Here is a 26,421-nt window from a genome sequence, read left to right as displayed (position 1 = left end):
TTAATCATCATGCCTCTTTCTTTACATTTTGCTTTAAATTTTTCATAAATTGTTTTACTGCGGGTTCAAAGTCTTTAAATAAAATATGATCACGATGGGTAATCATCACTTCTAAAAACAATTTGAGTCCTACTGCAAATGCCTTTGTTGTCTCATCATCAAAAAACTCAGCTTTTTTTAAACGTTCAACAATTTCAAAAATATCGTCGTGGTTTCCCACATTAAATTCGATATTTTCACTGTAGTTTGATGGTTGACCTTTGGCATCTGCAAGATGCTGTACGCTCACGTGGTATTGATGTTGTTTCATACTCTTTCTCTAAACCTTCTAGTGTAATGTGTTGTTAAATTCAATCTCTAAAATATCGATATTGAATTGTTGGAAAACCTTTTCCAGTGATTCAATCAAAGAGGATTTATTGATCTGTTTCAGATCAGCACAATGAATGTTGAGAAATTCAGCTTCGGACTTGTTAATCAAGGCATAGCGTGCTTCATCTCTACCATTCAATTTTTGACTCACCAAACCCGCCCTTTCTAAGTCACTCACTACACGATAGATGGTGGATAAGCTAATCTGCTGATTGTTCAGATATAACTGCTGATAAATTTGTTTAGCCGTCAGTTGTGCTTTTTGATCTGATAAGGCTTTGAATACAATCACTCGTGCCTGAGTAATTTTTAAGTTTGCGTGACGTAATTTCTGTTGGATTTCAATATTCATGTCTCACCTTTTGGATGTCATGCTATAAACGCCCAATCTTTACAGCTGCTTGATCAATGATCTCAGCAACTTGTCTGACCTGTTCTGCATTAAAATCTTTACCTTTGAGCTTTAAACGCAACGCCGTTTTTAAATTTTCCATGGCGCGATGCACATCCAAATATTGGTCATTTTCATGAATTTCACGACGCGTTTCTAAACGCGCTAATAAATGTTGAATGTGTTGTTGTTGCTCTTTTAAGTGTAACTTTCCAGCGTCAGTAATATGATATTGCTTGCGATCATCCGCCGTACTCTCTACCCGAACAAAGCCTATTTCTTCAAGATAGGTCAGTGTGGGATAAATAGTGCCTGAACTGGGTGTATAGCCGCCACCCACCAGATCACTAATGTCCTTGATAATTTCATAACCATGTTTGGCTTGCTGTTCAATCAGATGAAGTACCAAAAGCTTCATTTTTCCCGATTCAAATAAGCGACCTCTACGTCCAGCATAGCCTTTTTCTGGATGATGACCACGATGTTCAAAGTCATGCTGTGAATGATCATGCTGAGCTGATTTCATCTTTATTTTTCTCAAATTGATTAATTTATACATATTAAGATATATCTTAATGTATCTTAATACAATAAAATATTTATGATAAATCACAATCAATTGATTTATATTAAATTAATTATATAAGGAGATATTGCTTAAGATATGAAAAAGACATTCTTTCAATTCTTAAAGTGGACATGATCAATTCAGAAATATCAGCAGATTTGAATCCTTTTGCCGATTGAATCAGCACATGGCTTGTTTTTATTCGTATAGTTTACTCATTATATTTTTAATGATATGCCAATAAAAAAGCGTCTATATCAGCGCTTTTTTATTTGAAATTACTGTTCCAAATGCAACATTCGCAATTGCAAACTCACATTGCCATTGAATTGATTTTTATCTAACTCATAGACGATACGAACACGATCCTGCATTGGATCAAAATTAAATTTATCGCGAACATTAAATGCAATAGCATCCACAGCCTGCCCATCTGCTAAAGCCAAACGCAATTTTAAATGAGCATCTTTCAGCCAGCGGTAGTCAATCACCTTAAACTGCCCTTCGAACACAGGGGCAGGAAACTTTTGTCCCCAAGGACCCAATTGTTCGAGCGTATCAACCGTTTGCAGTTGAAAGGCTTGAGCAGGTAATTCACCGTCTGTCCATAACACTGCTTGAAACAGAGATTCATCTGATTGAGCAACCAGTTCAGTAAAACGCTGCTTAAATGCTTCAAAATCTTGCTTTTGAATGGTCAAACCTGCCGCAGCAGCATGACCACCAAAATGGCTAATTAAATCAGGATACTGTTCTGCCACTTTTTCAATCATATCTCGAATATGGATACCCTCTATCGAGCGAGCAGATCCTTTGATATGAATGCCATCTTTATCGGCAGCAAATACAATACTCGGACGATGAAACTGCTCTTTTAAACGCCCCGCAACAATACCAATCACGCCTTGATGCCAATGCTCTTCAAACATCACCAACGCAGCGGGTAAATTGTCTTGGTCTAATTCAAGTTGTTCTAGCTCAGTCAGTGCTTCTTGCTTTATTTGTGATTCAACTTGACGGCGCTCCAAATTTAAATCGTTCAACTGACGCGCCAATGCATAGGCAGTTTGCATATCAGTTGCCAATAGACATTCAATCCCAATATCCATGGTTTCCATACGTCCTGCCGCATTAATTCGAGGACCTAAGACAAACCCTAAATCAGAAGCTTTTAACTCAGCTGGATCACGCCCTGCGATATCCAACAATGCACTGATTCCAGCACGACACTGATTTTGCTGAATTCGCTTCACACCTGCATCGACCAAAATCCGGTTGTTATAATCCAGACTTGCCACATCGGCATAAGTGCCTAAAGCAACCAAATCTAAATATTGCTGCATTTTTGCAGTCGATTTAGCAAGTTTTGCACGATGACTGCTTAAATTCGCCAATAAATAAAAAGCAACCCCCACACCCGCCAATGCCTTGCTTGGAAACTCACATCCCAGTTGATTCGGATTCACCACAGCTTCAGCTTGAGGTGTTTGCTTCGTAGTCAAATGGTGGTCGGTAATAATGACCTGCATACCCAGTAAATGCGCTTGATCAACTCCTGCATGACTGGAAATTCCATTATCTACAGTGACCAATAAATCGGGTTGAAATTTTTCAAAAGCTAAATCGGCAATCTTAGGGGTGAGACCATAACCATATTTAAAACGATCAGGCACTAGATATTGAACATTTGCTCCCATTTCATTTAAAGCCAATATCATCAGTGCTGTACTGGTCGCACCATCGGCATCATAATCCCCCACAATGACGATTTTTTTCTGTTCATCTATGGCTTGGTCGATAATCTGAATCGCCTGCTCCAAACCTTTCATTTTGGGTGCAAGTAAATATTTCAGTTTTAAATCAAGTTCTTGTTCCGACTGTACTCCACGTCTTGCCAAAAGTTCAGCAATAAACGGTGATACGCCCTGAAAATGATCAGGGCGTGTCAACAGTGGTCGTTGTTTAATTTGTATTTTTTGCATTTATGGCATCAAACGTTGTAATTTCCAAAATCCATCTGTTTTTTCATACGTTAAACGATCATGTAAACGATTTGGACGACCTTGCCAAAACTCATAATAGTCGGGTTGCAAACGATAGCCTCCCCAAAACTCAGGTTTTACCAGTTGGTCTTTCTCCGCAACTTGATCATACAGTGCTTGAAAGCGTTGTTGAAGTTGTTCACGATTCGCAATCACCCCACTTTGAGGTGTACTGATATGCGCTGCAATTTGGCTATCGCGTGGACGCTTGTGATAATAATCAGTAGACTCTTGCTCAGATATTTTCTCGACTTGACCACTAACACGGACTTGGCGCTCCAACTCCGGCCAGTAAAAGAGAAGTTCTGCAAAAGGATTTTCAGCTAAATCCAAACCTTTTTGACTGTCATAGTTGGTATAAAAGTCATAACCAGCTTCGGTTGCACCACGCAATAACACTGTCCTCACATGCGGGCGACCTTGTGCATTTGCCGTCGCTAGGGACATTGCATAAGGTTCATGAAGTTTGGCTTCTAAAGCCAAATTAAACCAATTGAGAAACTGTTGGTGTGGATGGGCGTCCACCTGTTCCTCATGCAGTTCACCTTTCTGATAGGTTAAACGAAGCTCGCTTAAATCTTTAATCACATCACTCATGAACCCAAACCTTCTACAGATTAGATACTATTTTTAGGCAGCATTTTTGCGTACAACATCTGCTAAATGATTTGCTAAATCAGTGACTTCTTGCAAATCATCACCTTCTACCATAACACGGATAATCGGTTCAGTCCCAGATTTACGAATTAAAATTCGACCACGCCCTTTGAGTAATGTTTCTGCTTTATCAAATTCAGCAACCAAGGCAGGCACTGCATATGGGTCAAACATTTGTTCAAGGCGTACATTGACCAAAACATTGGGCAAAGTTTTAAACTCGGCGACCAATTCATCCAAAGCTTTATTTTGCTCAACCAACACCGTCAATACTTGCAGTGCCGCGATAATGGCATCACCTGTGGTGCTCTTGTCTAAAGTCAAAATATGACCTGATGGCTCACCGCCAATGACCCAGTTGTTTTCTTCTAGATTTTGTAAAACATAGCGGTCACCCACTTTAGCACGTACAAAAGGTACTTTTGCCTTTTCCAATGCCAATTCCAAAGCCATGTTACTCATCACTGTACCCACTACACCTGCTGGTTTCTGTGAGGACTGTGTGGCTAAGATATAAAGAATATGGTCACCATCTACCAGCTTTCCATGACGATCAACCAAAACAACACGGTCAGCGTCGCCATCAAAAGCAATGCCTAAATCTGCTTGATGCTCCACTACAGCTTTTTGTAAGTTTTCAGGATGTGTTGACCCACAATCTTTATTGATATTTAAACCATCAGGATCATTATAAAGTGCAATCACTTTAGCACCCAATTCACGAAACACCGCAGGACCCACGCTATAAGCTGCACCATTGGCGCAATCCACAACAATTTTTAAATGGCGTAAATTGAAATGATACGGGAACGTCGATTTACAAAATTCAATATATCGCCCATTGGCATCTTTAACACGTACACTTTTACCCAAGTTGGCGGTGTCTTCAATGACTATATCTTTTTCTAATTCACGGTTAATCGCTTCTTGAATCGTATCAGGTAGTTTCTTGCCTTCATCTGAGAAAAATTTAATGCCATTATCAAAATAAGGATTGTGTGATGCAGAAATGACGATCCCTAAATTGGCATGCAATGCACGCGTTAAATGGGCAATCGCTGGGGTAGGTAACGGTCCTAACAAGTGCACATAAACACCTGCTGCATTTAAGCCTGCCTGTAATGCTGCTTCAAGAATATAACCAGATAAACGTGTATCTTTACCTAAAACCACAATAGGTTTTGTTTTTGGGCTAATTTGCTTTAATACTTTACCCGCGGCAAACCCCAATTTAAGTGCAAATTCAGGGGTAATTGGGAGTTCACCAAATTTTCCACGAATCCCATCTGTACCGAAATAACTCATTTTTTACCCACTTATTATGCGTTGTATAACAATCAATTTTTCACGTTTATACTTTACACCAAAATAAAAAAGCCGTCATAAACTGACGGCTTTTTTCAATCAAAATATTACAAAAGATTAACCCACTCGATAGTTCGGTGCTTCTTTAGTAATCGTGACATCATGCACATGCGACTCTTGCATACCTGCTGCAGTAATTTTCACAAATTTTGCATTTTGGCGAAGATCTTCAATGGTTGCGGAACCTGTATAGCCCATTGATGAACGTAAACCGCCCATCATTTGATGTACGATGTTACCCATTGGTCCTTTGTAAGGTACACGACCTTCAATACCTTCTGGAACTAACTTTTCAGCACCTGCTTTAGAGTCTTGGAAATAACGGTCTGCAGAACCTGTTGCACCTGCCATTGCACCCAAAGAACCCATACCACGGTAAGCTTTGTAGTAACGACCTTGGAAGAATTCAACTTCACCAGGTGCTTCTTCAGTACCTGCCATGAGTGAACCCACCATAATGGTACTTGCACCAGCACCAATCGCTTTCGCCATATCGCCAGAGAAGCGAATACCACCATCAGCAATTAACGGAATTTGATCTTTCAGTGCATTTGCAACACTATCAATTGCTGAAATTTGCGGCATACCAATACCCGCAACAATACGTGTTGTACAGATTGAACCAGGACCAATCCCGACTTTTACAGCATCTGCACCCGCGTCAAGCAATGCCAATGCCGCATCACCTGTTGCGATATTTCCGCCAATGACTTGAACTTGTGGGAAATTGGCTTTGACCCAACGTACACGCTCAATCACGCCTGCAGAGTGACCATGCGCAGTATCTACCACAATCGCATCGACACCTGCTTCTACTAAAGCTTCAACACGGCTTGGCGTTTCTGCACCAGTACCCACCGCAGCACCAACACGTAAACGACCTAATTCGTCTTTACAGCTATTTGGATAAGATTCTGCTTTGCGGAAATCAGTGACAGTAATCAAACCTTTTAAGGCATGGTTATCATCCACCACCAACACTTTTTCAATGCGATGTTGTTGTAACAATGCTTGAATATTTTCTTTAGACTCATTTTCACGAACAGTCACAAGACGATCTTGCCCGGTCATGATGTTACTTACAGGTTGCTCTAAATTGGTCACAAAACGAGTATCTCGTCCTGTCACAATTCCAACAACCTTGCCGTCTTTAACAACAGGTACACCACTGATATTGTTGGCTTGAGTAATCGCAATCAAGTCACGAATCGTCGTTTCAGGAGTCACGGTGATAGGATCTTTCACCATGCCTGCTTCAAATTTTTTCACACGGCGAACTTCTGCAGCTTGCGCAGAAATATCCATGTTTTTATGTAAAATACCGATACCACCATTTTGCGCCATTGCAATTGCCATACGTGACTCAGTCACTGTATCCATTGCTGCTGAAACCATAGGTATGTTCAGTTGAATGCCGCGTGTGAGGCGTGTCTTTAGAGAGACATCTTTTGGGAGGATAGTAGAATAGGCAGGGAGTAATAAGACATCATCGAAGGTTAACGCTTCTTGAACGATGGTCAACATAACAGTCTCGCTGGTAATTTCCGTGAGCTATTATATACAAATTTCCGTTCAATTTTCATTTTTTATTGTGCGGATTTATCTTATTCTCAATCACCCTTTATTTTTCAGTATCTTATTGAAATAAAAATGGGCTTTGAATATAAAATTATAGTGGATTTAACACCACAGTAAACTGTCAGCTGACAGTCTCTGCTTTTTAAACAACACTAGGCTACTGTCAAAAAACGACTCAATATATGATTAGAGCTTGTATCTCTTGTAAAAAAATCTTCTCATATCCTAAACTTCTCCATTGCAGCATTAGCACACCTGATCAAAATCTTCATCATTACTGGGTGTCATGACATCAATATCAATCAAGGGAATTAAATTATGTGCCTGCCTTGCTTTGGCACATTGTGCATCCCCAGCCTGCACCTCTTTACAAGATGAACTGCGTTGTTCATACATGGTACAACTGACCTGCTGTCCAACAACACCATCCAATGCAATACAACGGGGTTGTTTTTGATTGGTCCCTTGCATACATGAATATACTGCAGTTAACGGTTCTACATAATCTGAAGGCATTGCTTCTCCCTCCGCCCAATAAAATGAGACTCGGAAAAAGGCGCAACACGCCCCACAGTTTAAGCACGCATCCTGTGCTGAGATTTGTGACAACATTTTTTTAAGATTCTCGTTATCAGTTTAAGATTTTGGCAAGAAAATCCTAAAAAAAGTCGTATCCAAACACAATAGATTTTTTGAGTTTTTTTATTGAGGACAGGTAAACACGGTCTCATCCATCAAATCAACACCACACTGTAAATTTTCAATCCAATCTAAAAATTGATTGATCATTTCCTTTCCAATAAAAGGTTTGCCATGCTGAGGTACGATCATCTCAATATCCATCTGACGCACCATTTTCACCCATAAGCGAATGATTCTGTTGGTACACATATACCGTTGATGAAAACCACGCATACTTGGAATATGACTATTAAAATCATCTATCGGTGTAGATGCATCATCAACAATAGATGCCCCCATATCCCCAGAAAATAAAATTTTAGAGATGGGGTCGTAAAACTGAAAATTCCCTACTGAATGTAAGAAATGTGCAGGAACGACAATAATTCGAGTTTCACCCAAAGGAATCGAACCCCCTTGATCAGGTAACTCAATCAAACGCTCTAGCCAACCGCCTTTCATACGGTCACTCATAAAAGCGGAATTTAAGTGAGGTAAAAAGCGCGCCCACAACTTAGAAGCGACCACTTTAGCATCGGTATACACTAACCAACGTGGCATTGAGGTAATAATGTCAGGGTCTTGATGAGATGCCATCACATAGTCTAGGTTTTGCAAACGTGTGTATTTATTTAATTCCATAGTTAAAGGTACATAAGTTAAATCACCACCTGGATCCAAAACTGCTGCACGTTCATTATTGAGAATCAAAAATTGATTGGCTTGTACACCTTCGCCTTTCACCAAACTGGTAAAACTAATACATTTATGTGTGCCATTATCAAACAAAACTTGCGATGTGGTGCGATCTAAAGCCATACCCAGAACCCCAAAACCTTTTTTAAAATAAATCTTTATTTATCCCATACAACATATAAGGTTTTCTTCAAAGTTACAATAAATATACAACCTAAGTTTTATGATTATTTGTGTGATTATTCTCAAAATAATAAAAAACCCAACACTAGGTTGAGTTTTTTATCTTGAAAAGGTGCTGATCCAATCACAGCTTAAAGCCGCATCGACAAAACAGCCTTAAAAAAAGTAATGTTGTACCAATGCGGCAACACCGATGATAAAGAATATCGCTGCACCAATTTTATGAATTAAAGAAATTGGTAATTTATCTGCCAACTTATTACCAATAAATACAGCAGGTGCATTGACCAACATAATGCCCAGTGTAGTCCCTAGAGTGACCCATCCGATACTGTCAAAACGTGCAGCAAGTGCTACGGTCGCAATTTGAGTTTTATCACCGATTTCAGCCAGGAAGAACAACACAAATGTTGCACCAAAGACCCCATATTTCTGCCATTTATTGATGCTTTCAGATTCATCATCCAGTTCGTCTGGAATCAGCATCCAACCCGCCATGGCGATAAAGCCCAGTGAAACAATCCATAACAGAACAGTTGGACTGAGTACCGTGGTAATCCATTGCCCCAGCACAGCTGACACGCCATGATTGACCAATGTCGCAATCAGAATCGCGAATAAAATCGGAATAGGTTTACGGAAACGTGCAGCAAGAAGTAATGCGAGTAGTTGCGTTTTATCGCCCATTTCGGATAAAGCAACAACCACCAAAGAGATGAGGAAGGCATTTAACATGTCAAAGTCTCTGGCTAGCAATATTTACCGATGACTTACCCCTCCTGCTAGCCAATATGAATAGTCACCTATCCAACGCGGAGTGATAAATCAAAGGTCTTGCCAACAAAAGATAGCTGAGTACATGCCTTCAGCTAAATTGGTTCTTTGCTATGATGACCATACTCTGTTGAGTAATTATGTTGATCATCACCCATTTATTATCGTATTGATAACAAACAGCGGCTACTCCCCAATGAAGTACAACTATTCTACAATGCTTTTCAGTTTATTTTCAATTTTTACTATTCAATATCTTAAACACCAATCAAAGCAAAAGATTTGATCGGCTTAAATATAAAAAAACCCCGCATAAAGCGAGGTTTCCTCATCTTTAAAACTTAAAGCAAGATGTTACGAATGTCAGATAACAACTTGGTCAATTTATTGGTAAATCGAGCCGCATCCGCACCATTAATCACACGATGGTCATAAGACAATGACAGTGGCAACATCAATTTCGGATCAAAACCTGAACCATTCCAAACTGGCTGCATGGTGGCAGGTGAAATTCCCAAGATTGCAACTTGTGGCCAGTTGACCAAAGGTGTAAACGCTGTACCACCAATTGAACCTAAGCTGGTAATTGTAAAGTTGGCACCTTGCAGATCTTTCGGAGAAAGTTTCTTATCACGTGCTTTTTTACTTAACTCACCCAATTCAATCGCAATTTGCTTAATTGATTTTTGGTCAGGATTGCGTAATACAGGAACGGTTAATCCATCTGGTGTCGCCACTGCGATACCCATATGAATTTCCTTACGTAACACCACTGACTTTTGATCGTCAGCAAGATGACCTGCAAAATAAGGTTCTTCTTTCAACAAGAACGCTACAGCTTTCGCAATAAAAGCAAGAATGGTTAAGCTTATACCGTCTTGCTTAAACTTACCTTTGAGTTCACCACGCCAAGCTTCAAGCTCAGTAATATCCGCCAAATCAAATTGTGTCACTTGCGGAATAAAATTGTTCAATGACAACTGCGGTACAGACACTTGCTGTAAACGTGTCATTGGCGCAATTTCACTACCACCAAATGCGCTGAAGTCTGGTAAAGCCGGTAAACCTGAAGCAACCTGAGCAACTGTAGTTTGTGGCGCTGCTTGTGGTGCAGTCAGTTTCGCTTTAACAAAAGCAAAAACATCGTCTTTCATCACACGTGCATGTGGACCAGAAGCTTGAACTTGAGAAAGTATAACGCCCAATTCACGTGCAAGTTTACGCACAGCTGGACCCGCATAGACTTTGGCATTTTCAGCTTGCTGTGCTTTTGATAATTTCTCACCCGAGTCTACAGCAGTAATCGTCTCAACTTTTGCAGATGCAGTAGTCGATGCTTGAGCTGCGACTGGTGCTGTTTCTTGCGATGATTGAGTCGCAGGCTTCGCTTGAGAAGCTGATGCTGCTTGACCTTCAGCTTCAATGGTCACCAAAGCGGTACCTTGAGCCACAGACTGATTCAATTCCACATGAATAGCGCTGACCACACCTGCAACTGTGCTTGGCACTTCTACAGATGCTTTATCAGATTCCGCAACACAAAGACTTTGATCTTTTTCAACACGGTCACCCACATTGACCAAGATTTCAGAAATAGTCGCTTTGTCCACGCCCAAATCTGGCACAGTGACCTCAACTTTACCTGATTGAGTCACAGCGGACTGTTCTTGTGCAGCAGCTTGAGGTACTGGCGTTGGTTGCTGTGGCGCTGTCTCAACGGACGATGCTGTTGATGCTGCTGCCCCACCTATAGTTTTCACTGTAATGAGTACTACACCCTCTTTAACACTGTCACCTTCTTTCACCACAACACTTTCAACTGTACCTGGGACTGTACTTGGAACTTCAACTGTTGCTTTATCTGATTCGACAACAACAATGCTATCGTCCACAGCAATTTCATCACCAACTTTTACTAACACTTCGCCTACTAAAGCTTTTTCCACACCAATATCTGGAACTTTCACTTCAACTGTTTGTGATGTCGTATTTGTAGATGCTGAATTTGCCACAGGCGCCGCAGACTCAGTTTTAACTTCTACAACAGCTTCTGCTTTTGCTGGCTCTTGAGCAGGTGCTTCAGCGGCTTCTGTCACAGTTGCATCAGCAGATTCAACTTCAATCAATACTGCACCTTCTGAAACTTCATCACCTTCAGCAACCGCAATACGTTTTACTACACCTGCTGAAGTGCTAGGCACTTCAACAGAGGCTTTATCAGATTCCAGCAAAACGATACTGTCATCTACAGCAATGGTATCGCCGACCTTGACGAGGATTTCGGCAACAGTCGCCTTATCTACACCAATATCAGGAGTTGTAATTTGCATCATTATTTCTCCTCAGTAGATTCAGTATAAGCTGCAACTTCTTGCACAGATGGATGTGCTTGAGGTAACCATGCAACTGGACGGTCAACATCAAGTTCAAACGAAGAAATCGCATCTTTCACTAAACGTGCGTCCACTTCACCTTCATCGGCAAGTTTTTTCAATGTTGCAACCACGATATGAGCAGCATCTACACCGAAATAGCTACGCAAGTTGCCACGTGTATCTGAACGACCATAACCATCTGTACCTAAAGTTACATATGGACGGCTATCTGGAAGGTAAGCTCGGATCTGTTCGCTATATGCGCGCATATGATCTGTTGCTGAAACGACAATACCATCGGTATCACGTAACTGCTGAGACACCCAAGATTCTTTACCATCTTCAAGTGGGTGCAAGCGATTGTATTCTTCAACAGCCATACCATCACGTGCTAACTCATTGAAGCTTGTTACGCTCCACACATTAGAATGAATTTGGTATTCATCACGTAAAATTTGTGCCGCTTTGATAACTTCACGTAAAATTACACCTGAGCCCAACAACTGAACTGTGGCTTTTTCATCTTGGTTGAATAAATACATACCACGCTTGATGCCTTCTTCAGCACCTTCAGGCAATGCAGGTTGATCATAGTTTTCATTCATGAGTGTCAAGTAATAGAACACACGTTCTTGATTGACATACATGCGTTGTAAACCATCATGCACAATCACAGCCAACTCATAACCAAAGCAAGGATCATAAGCCACGCAGTTTGGAATAGTTGCTGCCAAGATATGTGAATGACCATCTTGGTGTTGTAAGCCTTCACCATTCAAAGTTGTACGACCTGCTGTTGCACCACACAAGAAACCTTGTGCTTGAGAGTCACCTGCAGCCCATGCAATATCACCAATACGTTGGAAACCAAACATAGAGTAGTACATATACATTGGAATCATTGGCAAGTTATTGGTGGAATAACTGGTACCCAATGCTGACCAAGCACTCATCGCACCTGCTTCATTGATCCCTTCTTGTAACATGTGACCATCTTTTGCTTCACGATAGTTCATGAGCTGTTCTTGGTCTTCAGGCGTATAGTTTTGTCCGTGTGCAGCGTAGATACCCAACTGACGGAACATCCCTTCTAAACCGAAAGTACGAGCTTCATCAGGTACAATTGGAACAACACGGTCTTTAATGGCTTTTTCTTTTAACAATGCTGCAATCAAGCGCACCATCACCATCGTCGTAGATTGTTCTTTACCACCACTGCCTTTCAATACACCATCAAATACTGAAAGTTCAGGAATCGCCAAAGCTTCGCTTTCTTTACGACGTGCAGGTAGATAACCACCTAAAGCTTCACGACGAGCTTTCATATATTTCAATTCAGGCGAGTTTTCACCAGGACGATAGAATGGTAATTCTTCAAGCTGTTCGTCATTGAATGGTAAATTGAAGCGATCACGCACATATTTTAATGAATCAAGTTGCATTTTCTTGATTTGATGCGTTTTGTTGACTGCTTCGATTTCATCAGACAAACCATAACCTTTTACAGTTTTCGCCAAGATCACTGTAGGTTGACCGTTACTGGTCATTGCTGCTGCATAAGCCGCATAAACTTTATATGGGTCATGACCACCACGATTTAGATTATCAATATCTTCATCGCTCAAGCCTTTCACTAATTCCGCAGCTTCAGGATATCTGCCAAAGAATTTTTCGCGAGTATACGCACCGCCTTTTACTTGGTAACGTTGATATTCGCCATCTAAAGTTTCATCCATTAATGCTTTTAAAGCACCAGAAGTATCTTTATCAAGTAGAGGGTCCCAATGACGTCCCCAAACCACTTTAATCACACGCCAGCCAGCGCCACGGAATAACGATTCAAGCTCTTGAATAATTTTACCATTACCACGAACAGGACCATCTAAGCGTTGTAAGTTACAGTTAACCACCCAGATTAAATTATCGAGTTTTTCACGACCTGCCAGCGAAATCGCACCCAAGCTTTCTGGCTCATCCATTTCACCATCGCCAAGATAAGCCCAAACCTTACGGTTTTCTTCCTTGATCAAACCACGATTCATTAAATATTTTTGAATGTGTGCTTGATAGATCGACATGATTGGACCAAGACCCATCGAAACCGTTGGGAACTGCCAATAATCAGGCATTAAATAAGGATGCGGATAGCTTGAAAGACCTTGACCACCCACTTCACGACGGAAGTTACTCAATTGATCTTCAGTTAAGCGACCTTCCAAGAATGAACGCGCATAAATCCCAGGCGCACAGTGCCCTTGGTAATAAATCATATCGCCGCCAAAGCTATCACTATTGGCGCGGAAAAAATGGTTAAAACCAACATCATATAAAGTTGCAGATGAAGCGAAACTTGCCAAGTGACCACCTAAGTCATCACCTGTTTTATTGGCACGCAATACCATTGCCAAGGCGTTCCAACGGATCAATGCACGAATGCGGCGTTCCATATCTTGGTCGCCCGGCATTGCTGGAGACTCTTCTACAGGAATGGTATTTAAGTAAGGAGTATTTAGACGCTGAATGGGAACATGCTTTGAAATGGCTTGCTGATATAATTTTTCTAATAAAAACGCAGCACGTTCAGTCCCCATATGCTGGAGCACTGAATCAAAGGCATCTTGCCATTCTTGTGTTTCCTGAGCGTCGCTATCACCGTAATACGCCATTTTCCACTTACTCCTTGAATAATTTTCTATATATTATATGTATCATGTTTTAGCCCTGTTAAGTTATCGTTACAGACGAATGCAGATTGTAGGTATTATTTAGGAACTAAATAGTTGTTGACTAAATGACACTTAAAATAACAAAAAACCGCCAATAATGGCGGTTTTTTATACAATATAAATTCAATTTAATGCTAGTCTGAATACAGGATTTAATTCAACGCGACACTGAATATCATCCTCAATATCCAACAAAGACACTCAATGAATTACGTGATTGTTTTATGGCAACATCGCTAAGTAAGAAGAAGGGTTCTTGCGTTGACCATCTTTTACAACTTCATAATGTAAATGTGGACCTGTGCAACGACCTGTACAGCCTACATTGGCAATATGCTCACCTGCTTTGACTTGATCACCTACACGCGCAATCAGACGTGAGGCATGTGCATAACGTGTGATATAGCCATTGCCATGGTTGATTTCAACATATTGACCATAGCCTGTACCCCAACCTGATTTGGTTACAATACCAGGACCTGTAGCATAGATTGGTGTACCACTTGGTGCAGAAAGGTCTAAACCTGAATGATGTTCAGCGCGACCACCCATGGTACGACCACCGAAATCAGAACTCACACGCTTCATGTCTGGAAGAGGATGCGTGACTAACCATGAATATGGAGAACTTGCTGAATAACGAGAAGTGGAATTTGAGCTAGAACCGTATTTTTTAGCAATGCTTGCGTTGTTTAACTCGATTGGAGCATCTGAACTGCGTAGCGTGACATTCATCTTTGCTGAAGCAGGAAGGTCTAAATCATCTGGATTGTAAGAACCTTGAGAAAGTGTCTTGGATAATTTTTCTAAACGATCTGGAGTTTGAATCAAGTCTGCAAATGTCGCAGTAGCAGCTGAAGCAGCTAGTGTAAAAGCTAATAAAATACGTCGCGTGTGCATAAAAACCTCTTTAACTGTTCTTAGTCAAGTTTCTTGTGTGATCTCATCCTTGATATCTGGTGAAACGAGCGCTTAAGATAGGACATAAATATGTAGGAACAATGTATGTCTGAACCCAAAAACGTCTTCCAACCAACAAGACAACACTTAAAAACAGGAAACTTATCGTTTCTTACAAAGCAAGTTGCTGAATGGCAAAAACTTACTAAATTAATTCAACCGCTACTTCCTCAACCTGAGAATTGGCGAGTTGTCTGTTATCAATACGGTATTTTGACGATTACCGGTGAAAATCAAGCCATGATTAGTCAACTCGGTTATCTTCAAAAGCAGTATATTTCTCAATTATCACAAATCAATGAACTACGTGATTTACAAAAACTACAAGTCCGATTACATATTGAAAATACCAATACTGAAACGTCCTTACAACCCCATAAAACGGTAAGCTCGATGCAACCCGCAACATCCGAAATGTTACAAAATGCCGCTAGTTTTGTGAACGACCCTAAGCTTAGCCAAGCTCTACTACGTTTGGCAAGCAATAAAAAGTAAACAGAATAGATAAAATTAAGATTTGAAACTGTTTAAAATATGACTCAATTCACACTTATTAATGTTACAATATAACACAATCTAGAGAACACAATGACTTATGTCACATTGACGAAATGAATTGGACACAATTTCTCGTCATCAAATGTTACAATTTCATAGCTGCTTGGATCACTTTTCACATTGCGTAAAAGTTGATTATTTAGTGCATGACCCGATTTGTAACCATCAAATTTGGCAATAATTTGATGTCCAAGCAAATATAAATCACCAACGGCATCTAAAATTTTATGACGCACGAACTCGTCAGCAAAACGTAAACCTTCTTCATTGACGACGCCAGTATCATCTAAACCCACAGCATTATCCAAACTTGCCCCCAATGCTAGATTGTTGGCTTTTAAATAATCTAAATCCTTCATAAAGCCAAAGGTACGCGCACCACTAACTTCATATACAAATGTTTCAGTTGAAAAATCAATGGTTGCGGATTGATATTCTTTAGCAAAGGCTGGATGATCAAAGTCGATGGTAAAGTTGATTTGGAACCCATCATGAGGAGAAAAAATTGCACGCTTATCGTCTATCAGTGCTTCAACAGGTTTTAAAATTCGGATAAATTTCTTTGGTGCATCTTGTTCAACCAACTCACCTTGCATGAGTAAGTAAATAAATGGACCTGCACTTCCATCCATAATCGGAATTTCAGACGCTGAGACTTCGATAATCAGGTTATCAATCCCCAATCCCGCAATCGCACTGGTGACATGCTCAATCGTGCCCACCTTAGTTTCTTTACTGACCAAGTTTGAACACATAAATGCTTCTTGGATCAGCATGGCATCCGCAGGGATATCGACAGGTGGATTTAAATCGATGCGTCGAAATACAATACCCCCATCCGCCACATGAGGCAAAAAGTTAATCATGACTTTTTGTCCACTATGTAGTCCGATGCCACTCGCTTTAACGACTCGCTTCAGGGTACGTTGTTTCAACATGCTAATTCGGTCTTCGTTCTCAAATCCGCTATACGTTAGCACATTTAGCCATTGATAAAAAACAAAAAAGGTAATGAATCTCACTACCTTTTTCGACAATATTAAATATTATTAATATTTATCAATTACTTACGCTGTTGATTTTTCAAATAATCTTGAATACTCATTGGCGTAGAACGACCATTTGAACTCGGTGCCGTCACAGGTGCACCCTCTTCCTGACGCTGTTTATTGATCGCAGGAATATCATCTTCATCTACAGCATGATGTTGTGCTTGTTGTAAATGAGCTTGAGCAGCACTATTTACATGTGTTCTACGTTTCGCTTCAGTCGCGTCACTTGCGTTACGCGTCAAACCTGTAGCTATCACTGTCACACGAATTTCATCACGCGCATCGGGATCAAACACAGTACCAAAGAACACTTCACCTTCTTCAAGGTCAACGATCTGGTTGACAACATCCGTGATCACTTCTGTTTCACGTAATGTTACATCTGCACCGCCAGTGATATTAATCAACACACCTTTAGCGTTCATGATGTTGACGTTATCAAGCAATGGGCTACGAATCGCCAAACGTGCAGCTTCTTCAGCACGATCTGGACCACTGCTTTTGCCTTCACCCATCATGGCATAACCGCGGGTACTCATTGCAGTTTTTAAGTCAGCAAAGTCAAGGTTAATATGACCTGGACGTACCACTAAATCAAAAATACTACGAACCGCATTCAACAATACATCATCAGCTTTACGGTAAGCATCTTGCATCGAGATGTCACCATATACGCTGAGAAGACGTTGGTTCGGAATAATAATTAAAGAATCAACATGCTGCTCTAATGCTTCGATGCCTTTTTCAGCTGAACGCTGACGGCGACGACCTTCAAAATTGAATGGCGTAGTCACAACACCTACAGTTAAAATTCCCATTTCCTGAGCAATTTCAGCAACAACTGGTGCAGCGCCTGTGCCCGTACCACCACCCATACCGGCAGTGACAAACACCATATCTGCACCTTCAAGGTGCTGACGAATTTGCTCGCGGCTTTCTTCAGCAGCAATTTGACCTACATCTGGATTCGCACCTGCACCTAGACCTCGCGTACTTTGCTCACCAAGTTGCATTTTAAAAGGTGCATTCATACGATCCAGGGCTTGTTTATCTGTATTTGCACAGACAAATTTCACCCCTTTAATGTCAGATTGCACCATGTGTTGTACAGCATTACCACCGCCGCCGCCAACACCAAACACAGTAAAACGGGCTTGACCGTTGTTATCGGTTTGTCCATCGTCTAAAAATTCAAATGAGGCCATGACCTTTAGATTTCCTAATATAATGTGGCAGTCACTTAAGCCCGTATACTGCCTTGATCTTCAATAATAAAAATTGTTTTTAGGATGCTGTTCATTACAGAGCTTGTCAAGTATTGGATAGAACACTTACAACTTCCTAACAATATTCCCAAAAAAAATACACCTAAAAAATACCTTTTAATTTGTTATTCAAGGCATTCCAACCATTCACAATTCGGTCAAAGAATGGTCTTCCCCCTTGAACTTCAGGCTCCTCAATCGCCTCTTGCATGTCACTTTGACTAAATAAAAGTAAGCCTGCCGCTGTAGCATACATTGAACGACGTAATGAAGGTAAGTTCTGATCGTCAGTGACCACCTGTAAAGGTGGATTGCCTAGATGTGCAGAAACGCCCAACATACGACGCGCCAAAGTCACCATGCCTTCAATTTGACAAACATCACCTGTCAGTACAACACCATGATACAAGCTTTGCAAGGCACCACGCTGCTCTAGTTCGTAGCGCACTTTAGTTAAAATATCTTCATAACGTGCAATAATGATTTCAGCAAGTTCTATGCGACTGATGGTTTGCGGACCATCAATTGCCTCAAACTGGATCATGTGATCAGGTTTGACTTGATGGATATCGACACAGCCATGAAGCAACTTAATCCGTTCAGCTTCTTCAGTGGTGGTCTGCAACACTGTCGCAATATCACGTGTAACATTTTCACCACCACATTGAATGGTGCTGGCTAGAGCCAAATGACCTTCTATATAAACAGCAATATTGGTGGTACCTGCTCCAATATCGAGTAGGCAAACACCATATTCTTTTTCATCTTTCAGCAAACTGCCTTCAGCAGTTGCCAAACACGAAACCACCATTTTCTCAACAGAAATATTGGCACCTTTCATAGCGCGATCTAAGTTCTGCATGGTACTGATCGGCATCATCATCAATTGATAATGTGCAGTCATACTATTGGCAGATAAGTTAATCGGATTTTGTACCCATTCAGTTGAGTCATCCAACTCAAATCCTAAAGGTACAGCACTCGCCAAATAGTGATCAGCTGCCATATGACTGGCTTTTGCCAACTCTAGAGCACGTACCACCTCAGTTGTGGTAATCGTACGTTCTGCGTTTGAAATCGGGGTACGTCCAATTGCATAATGGCTTTGTAATTCAGTACTTGGAATCGACACCCATGCTGAATGTATACGACATTCAGCCATATCTTCAGCTTCTTGAACGGCTTGTTTAATTGCATTTGTGACTTTATCAAGGCTCACAATTTTGCCTTTATTCATTCCTTTATTACGTGCGCTTGCCATGCCAATAACCTGAATATTATCAGGGGCATGTACTTTACCAATCAGTACTGAAACTTTATGTGTCCCAATGTCAATTGCAACAACTGAGGGAACAGCTTCATTCATCGCTTTGCTACCATTATCTTCATTGTTTATGTTTGGCTCTACGCCTCTTTTTCAAGCCACATATTATGGCTGTGCAACCATCCCACCTGCAACGCCTATGTCATTACTGGTTACAACAAACTGACCGTTGGTAATTTTGGGTGAAACTGAATTTTTCCACTGAATTGCCAGACCATTTCGGTAACGCAAATCAATTGCAGAAATATTCGACCACACGGGTTTTAAGTCTGTTTGTGCCAAGTGACTGAGACGTTGTAGCTTACTCATCGTTTGATCTTGGTCGACAATCACACGTAGACCTGAATCAAACTGCATAAACCAAGTCATCCGTTCAGTGAGATAAAGCTCTTTTAAACGTAAATTGACTGGGTGAAATAATTGGTTAATTTCATTATAGCGACGCATCATGACTTTGGATTGGCTGAGTGGTCCATGAAGCAATGGCAAATTGGAATGATTGGTCACCACTGCTTCACTGTAGACATCTCCAGCATCACTGAGTAATCGCCCTGTTCCCCAACGTGCGATTGCATGACGCGGCATAACGCGCACTCGAATACCATTTGGCCATGCGCGTGATACCACAACACGGTCTACCCATGATACTTCCAGTGCTTTATCTCGAATTTGCTCCAAATCCGAGGTGAAATAATTATCTTTCACAACAGGTTTTAGGTGTTGTGTAATCGCTTGCGATTCGACCGATGAACTCGTCCCCACCACTTCAAGTGTTGCAACTCGCGCATCGGTGATCACTTTATAAAGACCATAGATTCCTGCAAATAATACAGCTATAGCAACAACCATAAGCAACCAGCTACCCACGTTCAGAAGCTTATCCTGACGTGTCGGTGGCTTATCGTGTATTGATGTAATCGCCGCACGTTTGCGACGCATCGAAGCAGGAAGTTGAGCCATAAATTAGTGAGCTTGTTCCGTGAGTGTTTGCGCTAAGATCGCAACACACAATTCATCAAAACTATAACCAACTGCTTTTGCAGCTTTAGGTACAAGAGAGTGGCTGGTCATCCCCGGAACAGTATTCACCTCTAATAACCAAAAATTACCCTGCTCATCCAACATCGCATCAATACGCCCCCATCCGCTAGCACCTACAGCTTGGAAAGCACGCAAACAGAGCGCTTGAAGATTCTTTTCTTCAGCTTCGCTTAAACCACATGGAATACCATATTCCACGTCATTACGATTGTATTTTGCTTCGTAATCATAGAATGCTACATCTGCTGGAGGTTGTAAACGAATCACTGGTAATGGCAAACCATTTAGAAATGAAATGGTATATTCACGCCCTGTAATCCATTTTTCAGCCATCACGACTGCGTCATGTACAGTGGCTTTTTCAATTGCGGCAATAAGGTCTTCTGCTTTTTCAACCTTACTCATTCCCACGCTTGAACCTTCGTGAACGGGCTTAATGATCAAAGGTAAGCCAAGACTCTCAATCACCTCATTGAGATCAGAATCCTTTGAAATAATACGATAAGGTGCGGTCGGCAAGTCTGAACCTTGCCAGATCTGTTTAGTCTTGACTTTATCCATACCAATCGCAGAACCTTGTACGCCTGTCCCTGTATAAGGTACGTTCATCCACTCCAAGGCACCTTGGATTTGACCATCTTCACCACCGCGACCATGTAATACAATAAATGCACGATCATAGTCCACAAGTTCCGTCACACTACGCTCTTGCGGGTCGAAAGCCTCTGCATTCACACCTGAACGTAATAATGCTTCTAAAACAGCTTTACCACTATCTAATGACACCTCACGCTCAGCAGATTTACCACCAAGCAACACCGCTACTTTGCCGAATTTAGAAGCATTTGACACGTTTAAATCCTTAAACTTATAAGTTAGTCAATTTCAATTTTTAAGGCTTTATTCAAATCCAAATTTAAACAAAGCCAAATCAATTATTTTAAATACAGTTGGTTTTGAGCCAATTCTACAGAAATTGCTCCCACGTTACCTGCACCTTGTGTTAATAACAAGTCATTCGCTTGTAACACTTTTTGTATCACGTTCTGCAAATTACCTTCTACAGGGTCAATTAAAATCGGTTCAACTTCACCACGCAAACGAATACTACGTGCCAAAGAGCGACTATCTGCCCCAACAATTGGCTTCTCACCTGCAGGATATACTTCTAATAATAACAATTGGTCGACTTGTGACAACACATCGACAAAATCATCAAAACAATCACGGGTACGACTAAAACGATGCGGTTGGAACATCATGACTAAACGACGATCTGGATGACTCGCTCGAGCGGCTTTAATCGTTGCCTCTACTTCTTTTGGATGATGACCATAATCATCTACCAGTTTCACGGTGCCTTCATCAAGTGGATATTCGCCTTGAACTTGAAAACGGCGACCTACCCCACTGAAGCTTTCTAATGCGCGTGCAATCGCCGCATCTGATACACCTTCATCAGTGGCAATACCAATCGCAGCCAATGCATTGAGAATATTGTGTAAACCAGGAAGGTTAATTGTTAGTCGTAAAGGTTCACGTCCTTTACGCAACACGGTAAAGCTTGACTGCATACCCGTTTGGTCAATGTCAATCGCACGGATATCATTATCTTCATTGAAACCATAGGTCACCACAGGGCGACCAATCCGTGGCATGATTTCACGAATATTAGCATCATCGCCACACACCACAGCCAAACCATAGAACGGCATTTTTTGTAAGAATTTCACGAAAGTATCTTTCAATACATCAAAACTACCGCCATAAGTGTCCATATGGTCTGCATCGATATTGGTGACAATCGCAGCCATTGGTTCTAAATGAAGGAACGAAGCATCTGATTCATCGGCTTCAGCAACGATAAAACGACTTGCTCCCAATGCAGCATTCACACCTGTGCGATTTAACAAACCACCAATCACATAGGTTGGGTCCATGTTTTCTTCTGCCAACATACAAGTGACCAAACTTGTCGTTGTAGTTTTACCATGTGTACCAGCAACAGCAATACCATGACGATAGCGCATTAACTCACCCAGCATTTCAGCACGACGCACCACAGGGATGCGATTTTCAATTGCTGCTTTGACTTCTAGGTTTTCAGGATCAATTGCTGTGGATACCACCAGTACATTTGCACCTTTGATATTGTCTTCTGCATGCCCAATAAAAACTTTAATACCATTCTCTTCAAGCTGTACTGTCGTTTTGGATGCTTTAATGTCAGAACCAGAAACTTTATAACCTTGGTTTTTTAATACTTCTGCAATACCACACATACCTGCACCCCCAATACCCACAAAATGGATATGCTTAATACGGCGCATTTCTGGAATTTTAATCAGGTTCTTTGCTTTATCAGCTGGGCTTGTTGGAGACATAATCAACTCTAACTTACAAATCTTGAATTAAACCAACCACACGTTGTGTCGCATCTGGTTGAGCTTGTTGACGGGCTTTAACTGCCATTTCCATCAATAACTGACGGTTCATCAACGGCGTGAGTAAATCTTTTAGGGAATCTGGTGTCATGGTACTTTGCGGACAAATTTTCGCAGCACCCGTTTTTTCCAAAAATTTGGCATTGGCAGTTTGGTGATCGTCCACGGCACTTGGCAATGGAACAAATATCGCTGCCACACCTGCTGTTGCTACCTCAGTCACTGTTAGCGCTCCTGCACGGCAGATAATTAAATCTGCATTGCTGTAAGCCTGTGCCATATCCTCGATAAATTGTTGAACCTCAACCTGCATATTATCGGGGGCATTGGCATATAACGCTTGGGTAGTATCTTGTTTATTTTGACCACATTGATGAAATATGTTTAATGGTACATTGAGCTGTTTCAAAGCTTCAGGCACACATTCATTCAATGCCTGCGCTCCCAAAGAGCCACCGACAATTAAAATATGTAATGGTTCATGCGCATTTTCTCGTTCTTTATAACGAAAAGATGGATTGTAAATCCCCGTAATCTCTGCACGTACAGGATTTCCAGTCGTCACAATCTTCGCACTCTGGGGGAATGTATTTGGGAAAGCTTCACATACCGTCGTAGCAATTCGTGATAATTGGGTATTGGTAAACCCTGCAACAGCATTTTGTTCGTGAATCAGAATTGGAATCCCCAATAAGCGTGCAGCTAAACCGCCTGGACCTGCCACATAACCACCGAAACCGGCAACAGCATCAACTTTGAGCTGTTTCATATAGCGCATCGCGCTTAAGGTTGCTTTTAAAATTTTAAAGGGCGCAGCCAGTTTACGTACAATTCCGTTGCCGCGTACACCTTGAATATCAATTTGATAAATTGGAATATCGTGTTGTTTTAAAAGTCGGTTTTCCATACCTGTTGGTGTTGCCAACCAAGACACTTGGCTGCCTTGTTGCTGCAATTCTTTTGCAACTGCCAGTGCAGGAAATACATGTCCGCCTGTACCCGCCGCCATCATCATGACGTGTTTCGGTGTGCTTTGCTGAGGTTTGGTCACGGTCTAATTCTTCAATGCAAAAATAAATGTTTAACGAATATTTTAAACAACCAATTGTAATCACAATCCGCTATGGGGAAAAGTTTATTTACTTTTTTTCACCAAGCCTTTCATTGTTTTTTTCTACTGTTTTGAAAGTTTAAACTACTTTTGTCATTAATCTGCTAAAAAAAGTAGAATTCAATGTTATTTTTTTTATTTTTGCATGATTTATCCAGTTCAACCCAAAAAAAATAGAGTCTCTCTAGACTCTATTTTTTAGCATCATTTAAAAATAAATTGATCATCTCACTACAAAATGTCATTCCACTAAATATGATGTTTAAGCAGATTTACCCGCCTCCAGTACATCAAACAGATCATCTGCGATTGAAGTACCAAATTGAGTATCGATCTCGCGGATACAGGTTGGGCTGGTCACATTGATCTCAGTCACATAATTACCAATCACATCCAAGCCAACAAAGACTAGACCTTTTGCTTTTAAAAATGGACCAACTTTTGCAGCAATGGCTTTATCATTTTCTGTTAATGGACGCGCTTCACCTAAACCGCCAGCAGCTAAATTTCCGCGTACTTCGCCATTTTGTGGAATACGCGCCAAACAATAAGGTACCGGTTCACCATTGATCATTAAAATGCGTTTATCGCCCTCTACAATTTCAGGAATGTAGCGTTGTGCCATAATCGGTTGTGTACCATTTTCAGTTAAAATTTCGATGGTTGAACCAATATTTACCCCATCTTGGTATAAACGAAAAATCCCCATTCCCCCCATACCATCTAAAGGCTTAACGATCACATCACCATGTTCCTTTAAGAATTCACGAATTAAACGCTGTTGTGAGCTGACTAAGGTTGGTACTTGTAAATCAGGAAATTGTGTTGCGAAAAGTTTTTCATTGCAGTCACGTAAACTTTGTGGTTTGTTGATGATCCACGCACCTTCCCGTTCTGCCTGCTCTAAAATATACGTGGTATAAACAAAGTTCATGTCAAAAGGTGGGTCTTTACGCATCAACACCACATCATAAGCAGCGATAGACTCTTTGGTTTTTTCACCCAACTCATAATAATGATTGTAGTCTTCAAAAACTTTAAGGGGTGAAATCAAACCAAATGCTTTGCCTTGATCAATATACAAATCTTGTTGCAATGCATAACCCAATTCATGTCCACGACGTGCTGCAGCCCACAGCATCGCCATAGTTGAGTCTTTTTTGAGGTTTACACTTTCGATGGGATCCATCACAACAAGTACACGCATTTTGATACTCTGATAAATTTTTGGATTGCATGCAGTATAGCGGAGATTATGCCGTTCTTTTTCGAAATTTCGCTAAACTATTGGCAATAATTGTGAATAAGACCATCAAAATGTTGCAAACTATCCTTGGGTTTGAAATAGATGAAGAATATCATTATGTTGCTTTGCTTTCTTGTGGGCACCGCCAACATATGCGCCATCTTCCGCCTTGGCAAAATCGACCTTGGGTAATGAGTACACAAGGTCGTCAGGAAAAAATTGCAACGCCTATAGATTGTAAACAGTGTGATTTCCCCAAAAATAGTTTATAAATTTATTTATTCGCCAAATAAAAAGAGCTACCCATGTCGAATCATTCTGAATTAGAAATAAAAACCTACTACAACAAACTCGCTGAAGACTATGACAACAATCGTTTTAACAACAGTTATGGGCAGTATTTAGACCAACAGGAACGAGATTTTCTCAATCGAATACTTAAAACCACACCACCTGAACAATGTATGGATCTGGGATGTGGTACAGGTCGTTTATTGGATTATGCCCATTATGGCGTGGATTTTAGCCCTGAAATGCTTAAAGTTGCTAAAGCAAAATATCCAAACAAAGACTTGCTCGAAGGTCGTTTAACTGAAATACCTATAGCTAACCACAGCTTAAACGCCATCTATAGCTTTCATGTGATCATGCATCAAGATCATGCAACCACCATCCAATTCTTAAATGAGGCATATCAAAAATTAAAATCAAAAGGTCAGCTTATTTTCGACTTCCCTTCCGCCAAGCGTAGACAAGTAGTCAAGCATCAACAAGAAAACTGGCATGCAGGACATCAAATGACTTTGTCGGAAATAAAAAAAATTGCAGGCACCCAGTGGAAACTGATTGCCAGTCAAGGGTTCTTATTCTTCCCCATTCATCGTATTCCCAAACGCTTGCGTCCACTATTCAGAAGCTTGGATAATCTATTCTGCCGTTCATTTTTAAAAGAATATGCGTCTTACTTGGTTGTTGTTTTAGAAAAACAATCCTCTCTTTAACCTCATCCAAT

General features: G+C 40.9%; 24 protein-coding genes and 1 riboswitch. Of the genes, 3 read left to right on the top strand and 21 right to left on the bottom strand.

Going from position 1 to position 26,421, the window contains the following annotated elements; genetic code table 11:
* Window positions 1–7 precede the first annotated feature (7 nt).
* The 13 genes from ACINWC743_RS11025 to ACINWC743_RS10965 form a co-directional block, all read right to left on the bottom strand.
* Window positions 8–310 (bottom strand): DUF3861 domain-containing protein, encoded by a 303-nt coding sequence (locus ACINWC743_RS11025; protein WP_004826114.1) that lies wholly within the window; start codon window positions 308–310, stop codon window positions 8–10.
* 18 nt (window positions 311–328) lie between these two features.
* A complete protein-coding gene (locus tag ACINWC743_RS11020; protein ID WP_004826112.1) occupies window positions 329–724 on the bottom strand; it encodes a Fur family transcriptional regulator in 396 nt (131 codons plus the stop codon).
* Between the two features lie 22 nt (window positions 725–746).
* Window positions 747–1,289 carry a PadR family transcriptional regulator gene (locus tag ACINWC743_RS11015; RefSeq protein WP_004826110.1) on the bottom strand — a complete coding sequence of 181 codons (543 nt, stop codon included), beginning with the start codon at window positions 1,287–1,289 and terminating at the stop codon, window positions 747–749.
* Between the two features lie 320 nt (window positions 1,290–1,609).
* On the bottom strand, window positions 1,610–3,313 hold the full coding sequence (recJ, locus tag ACINWC743_RS11010; RefSeq protein WP_009585474.1) for a single-stranded-DNA-specific exonuclease RecJ: 1,704 nt from the start codon (window positions 3,311–3,313) through the stop codon (window positions 1,610–1,612).
* Window positions 3,314–3,970: a pyridoxamine 5'-phosphate oxidase gene (gene pdxH / locus ACINWC743_RS11005; RefSeq protein ID WP_009585520.1), complete on the bottom strand. Its 657-nt coding sequence runs from the start codon at window positions 3,968–3,970 to the stop codon at window positions 3,314–3,316.
* Between the two features lie 33 nt (window positions 3,971–4,003).
* The gene (glmM, locus tag ACINWC743_RS11000; RefSeq protein WP_009585519.1) at window positions 4,004–5,335 is read right to left on the bottom strand and encodes a phosphoglucosamine mutase; all 1,332 of its coding nucleotides are present in this window, start codon (window positions 5,333–5,335) and stop codon (window positions 4,004–4,006) included.
* 117 nt (window positions 5,336–5,452) lie between these two features.
* Complete coding sequence (guaB, locus tag ACINWC743_RS10995; RefSeq protein WP_004826103.1) at window positions 5,453–6,919, bottom strand: IMP dehydrogenase; 1,467 nt, start codon at window positions 6,917–6,919, stop codon at window positions 5,453–5,455.
* Between the two features lie 300 nt (window positions 6,920–7,219).
* A complete protein-coding gene (locus ACINWC743_RS10990; RefSeq protein WP_026040289.1) occupies window positions 7,220–7,585 on the bottom strand; it encodes a YkgJ family cysteine cluster protein in 366 nt (121 codons plus the stop codon).
* 90 nt (window positions 7,586–7,675) lie between these two features.
* Window positions 7,676–8,473, bottom strand: a complete 798-nt coding sequence (locus ACINWC743_RS10985; protein ID WP_004826099.1) for an MBL fold metallo-hydrolase — start codon at window positions 8,471–8,473, stop codon at window positions 7,676–7,678.
* Window positions 8,474–8,689: 216 nt separating this feature from the next.
* Window positions 8,690–9,268 carry a TMEM165/GDT1 family protein gene (locus tag ACINWC743_RS10980; protein ID WP_004826097.1) on the bottom strand — a complete coding sequence of 193 codons (579 nt, stop codon included), beginning with the start codon at window positions 9,266–9,268 and terminating at the stop codon, window positions 8,690–8,692.
* Window positions 9,269–9,357: 89 nt separating this feature from the next.
* Window positions 9,358–9,514: riboswitch (yybP-ykoY riboswitch) on the bottom strand.
* A 134-nt stretch (window positions 9,515–9,648) separates the two neighbouring features.
* On the bottom strand, window positions 9,649–11,637 hold the full coding sequence (locus ACINWC743_RS10975; RefSeq protein WP_049044470.1) for a 2-oxo acid dehydrogenase subunit E2: 1,989 nt from the start codon (window positions 11,635–11,637) through the stop codon (window positions 9,649–9,651).
* Window positions 11,638–11,639: 2 nt separating this feature from the next.
* Window positions 11,640–14,348, bottom strand: coding sequence for a pyruvate dehydrogenase (acetyl-transferring), homodimeric type (gene aceE / locus ACINWC743_RS10970; RefSeq protein ID WP_005035172.1), 2,709 nt, complete (start codon window positions 14,346–14,348; stop codon window positions 11,640–11,642).
* A gap of 282 nt (window positions 14,349–14,630) precedes the next feature.
* Window positions 14,631–15,308, bottom strand: a complete 678-nt coding sequence (locus ACINWC743_RS10965) for a M23 family metallopeptidase (protein WP_004826089.1) — start codon at window positions 15,306–15,308, stop codon at window positions 14,631–14,633.
* A gap of 105 nt (window positions 15,309–15,413) precedes the next feature.
* On the opposite strand from ACINWC743_RS10965, the gene ACINWC743_RS10960 reads away from it, so the two are divergent.
* Window positions 15,414–15,863 carry a hypothetical protein gene (locus tag ACINWC743_RS10960; protein WP_004826088.1) on the top strand — a complete coding sequence of 150 codons (450 nt, stop codon included), beginning with the start codon at window positions 15,414–15,416 and terminating at the stop codon, window positions 15,861–15,863.
* Window positions 15,864–15,961: 98 nt separating this feature from the next.
* On the opposite strand, the gene lpxC is transcribed toward ACINWC743_RS10960, so the two are convergent.
* From lpxC to gshB, 8 genes are all read right to left on the bottom strand, one after another.
* Window positions 15,962–16,864, bottom strand: coding sequence for a UDP-3-O-acyl-N-acetylglucosamine deacetylase (gene lpxC, locus ACINWC743_RS10955; RefSeq protein ID WP_009585483.1), 903 nt, complete (start codon window positions 16,862–16,864; stop codon window positions 15,962–15,964).
* 125 nt (window positions 16,865–16,989) lie between these two features.
* Window positions 16,990–18,183, bottom strand: a complete 1,194-nt coding sequence (gene ftsZ / locus ACINWC743_RS10950) for a cell division protein FtsZ (protein WP_004826084.1) — start codon at window positions 18,181–18,183, stop codon at window positions 16,990–16,992.
* A gap of 163 nt (window positions 18,184–18,346) precedes the next feature.
* The gene (ftsA, locus tag ACINWC743_RS10945) at window positions 18,347–19,609 is read right to left on the bottom strand and encodes a cell division protein FtsA (protein WP_004826082.1); all 1,263 of its coding nucleotides are present in this window, start codon (window positions 19,607–19,609) and stop codon (window positions 18,347–18,349) included.
* Window positions 19,610–19,672: 63 nt separating this feature from the next.
* Window positions 19,673–20,527: a cell division protein FtsQ/DivIB gene (locus tag ACINWC743_RS10940; protein WP_004826081.1), complete on the bottom strand. Its 855-nt coding sequence runs from the start codon at window positions 20,525–20,527 to the stop codon at window positions 19,673–19,675.
* Between the two features lie 3 nt (window positions 20,528–20,530).
* Window positions 20,531–21,460 carry a D-alanine--D-alanine ligase gene (locus ACINWC743_RS10935; protein ID WP_004826080.1) on the bottom strand — a complete coding sequence of 310 codons (930 nt, stop codon included), beginning with the start codon at window positions 21,458–21,460 and terminating at the stop codon, window positions 20,531–20,533.
* 83 nt (window positions 21,461–21,543) lie between these two features.
* Window positions 21,544–22,992, bottom strand: a complete 1,449-nt coding sequence (gene murC, locus ACINWC743_RS10930; protein WP_004826079.1) for a UDP-N-acetylmuramate--L-alanine ligase — start codon at window positions 22,990–22,992, stop codon at window positions 21,544–21,546.
* A gap of 13 nt (window positions 22,993–23,005) precedes the next feature.
* Entirely contained in the window at window positions 23,006–24,103 is a 1,098-nt protein-coding gene (gene murG / locus ACINWC743_RS10925) for an undecaprenyldiphospho-muramoylpentapeptide beta-N-acetylglucosaminyltransferase (RefSeq protein ID WP_009585475.1), read from the bottom strand.
* 322 nt (window positions 24,104–24,425) lie between these two features.
* The gene (gene gshB, locus ACINWC743_RS10920) at window positions 24,426–25,370 is read right to left on the bottom strand and encodes a glutathione synthase (protein WP_004826075.1); all 945 of its coding nucleotides are present in this window, start codon (window positions 25,368–25,370) and stop codon (window positions 24,426–24,428) included.
* Window positions 25,371–25,480: 110 nt separating this feature from the next.
* On the opposite strand from gshB, the gene ACINWC743_RS10915 reads away from it, so the two are divergent.
* Together ACINWC743_RS10915 and ACINWC743_RS10910 are read left to right on the top strand one after the other, a co-directional pair.
* Window positions 25,481–25,681: a DUF3565 domain-containing protein gene (locus tag ACINWC743_RS10915; RefSeq protein ID WP_034708110.1), complete on the top strand. Its 201-nt coding sequence runs from the start codon at window positions 25,481–25,483 to the stop codon at window positions 25,679–25,681.
* Window positions 25,682–25,714: 33 nt separating this feature from the next.
* Entirely contained in the window at window positions 25,715–26,410 is a 696-nt protein-coding gene (locus ACINWC743_RS10910; RefSeq protein ID WP_009585485.1) for a class I SAM-dependent methyltransferase, read from the top strand.
* Window positions 26,411–26,421 lie beyond the last annotated feature (11 nt).

It is taken from the genome of Acinetobacter sp. WC-743 (assembly GCF_000335555.1).
GTDB classification, from domain to species: Bacteria; Pseudomonadota; Gammaproteobacteria; order Pseudomonadales; family Moraxellaceae; genus Acinetobacter; species Acinetobacter bereziniae.
The sequence above is the reverse complement of the archived record's forward strand: the minus strand, read 5'-3'. Positions and strand labels throughout refer to the sequence as shown.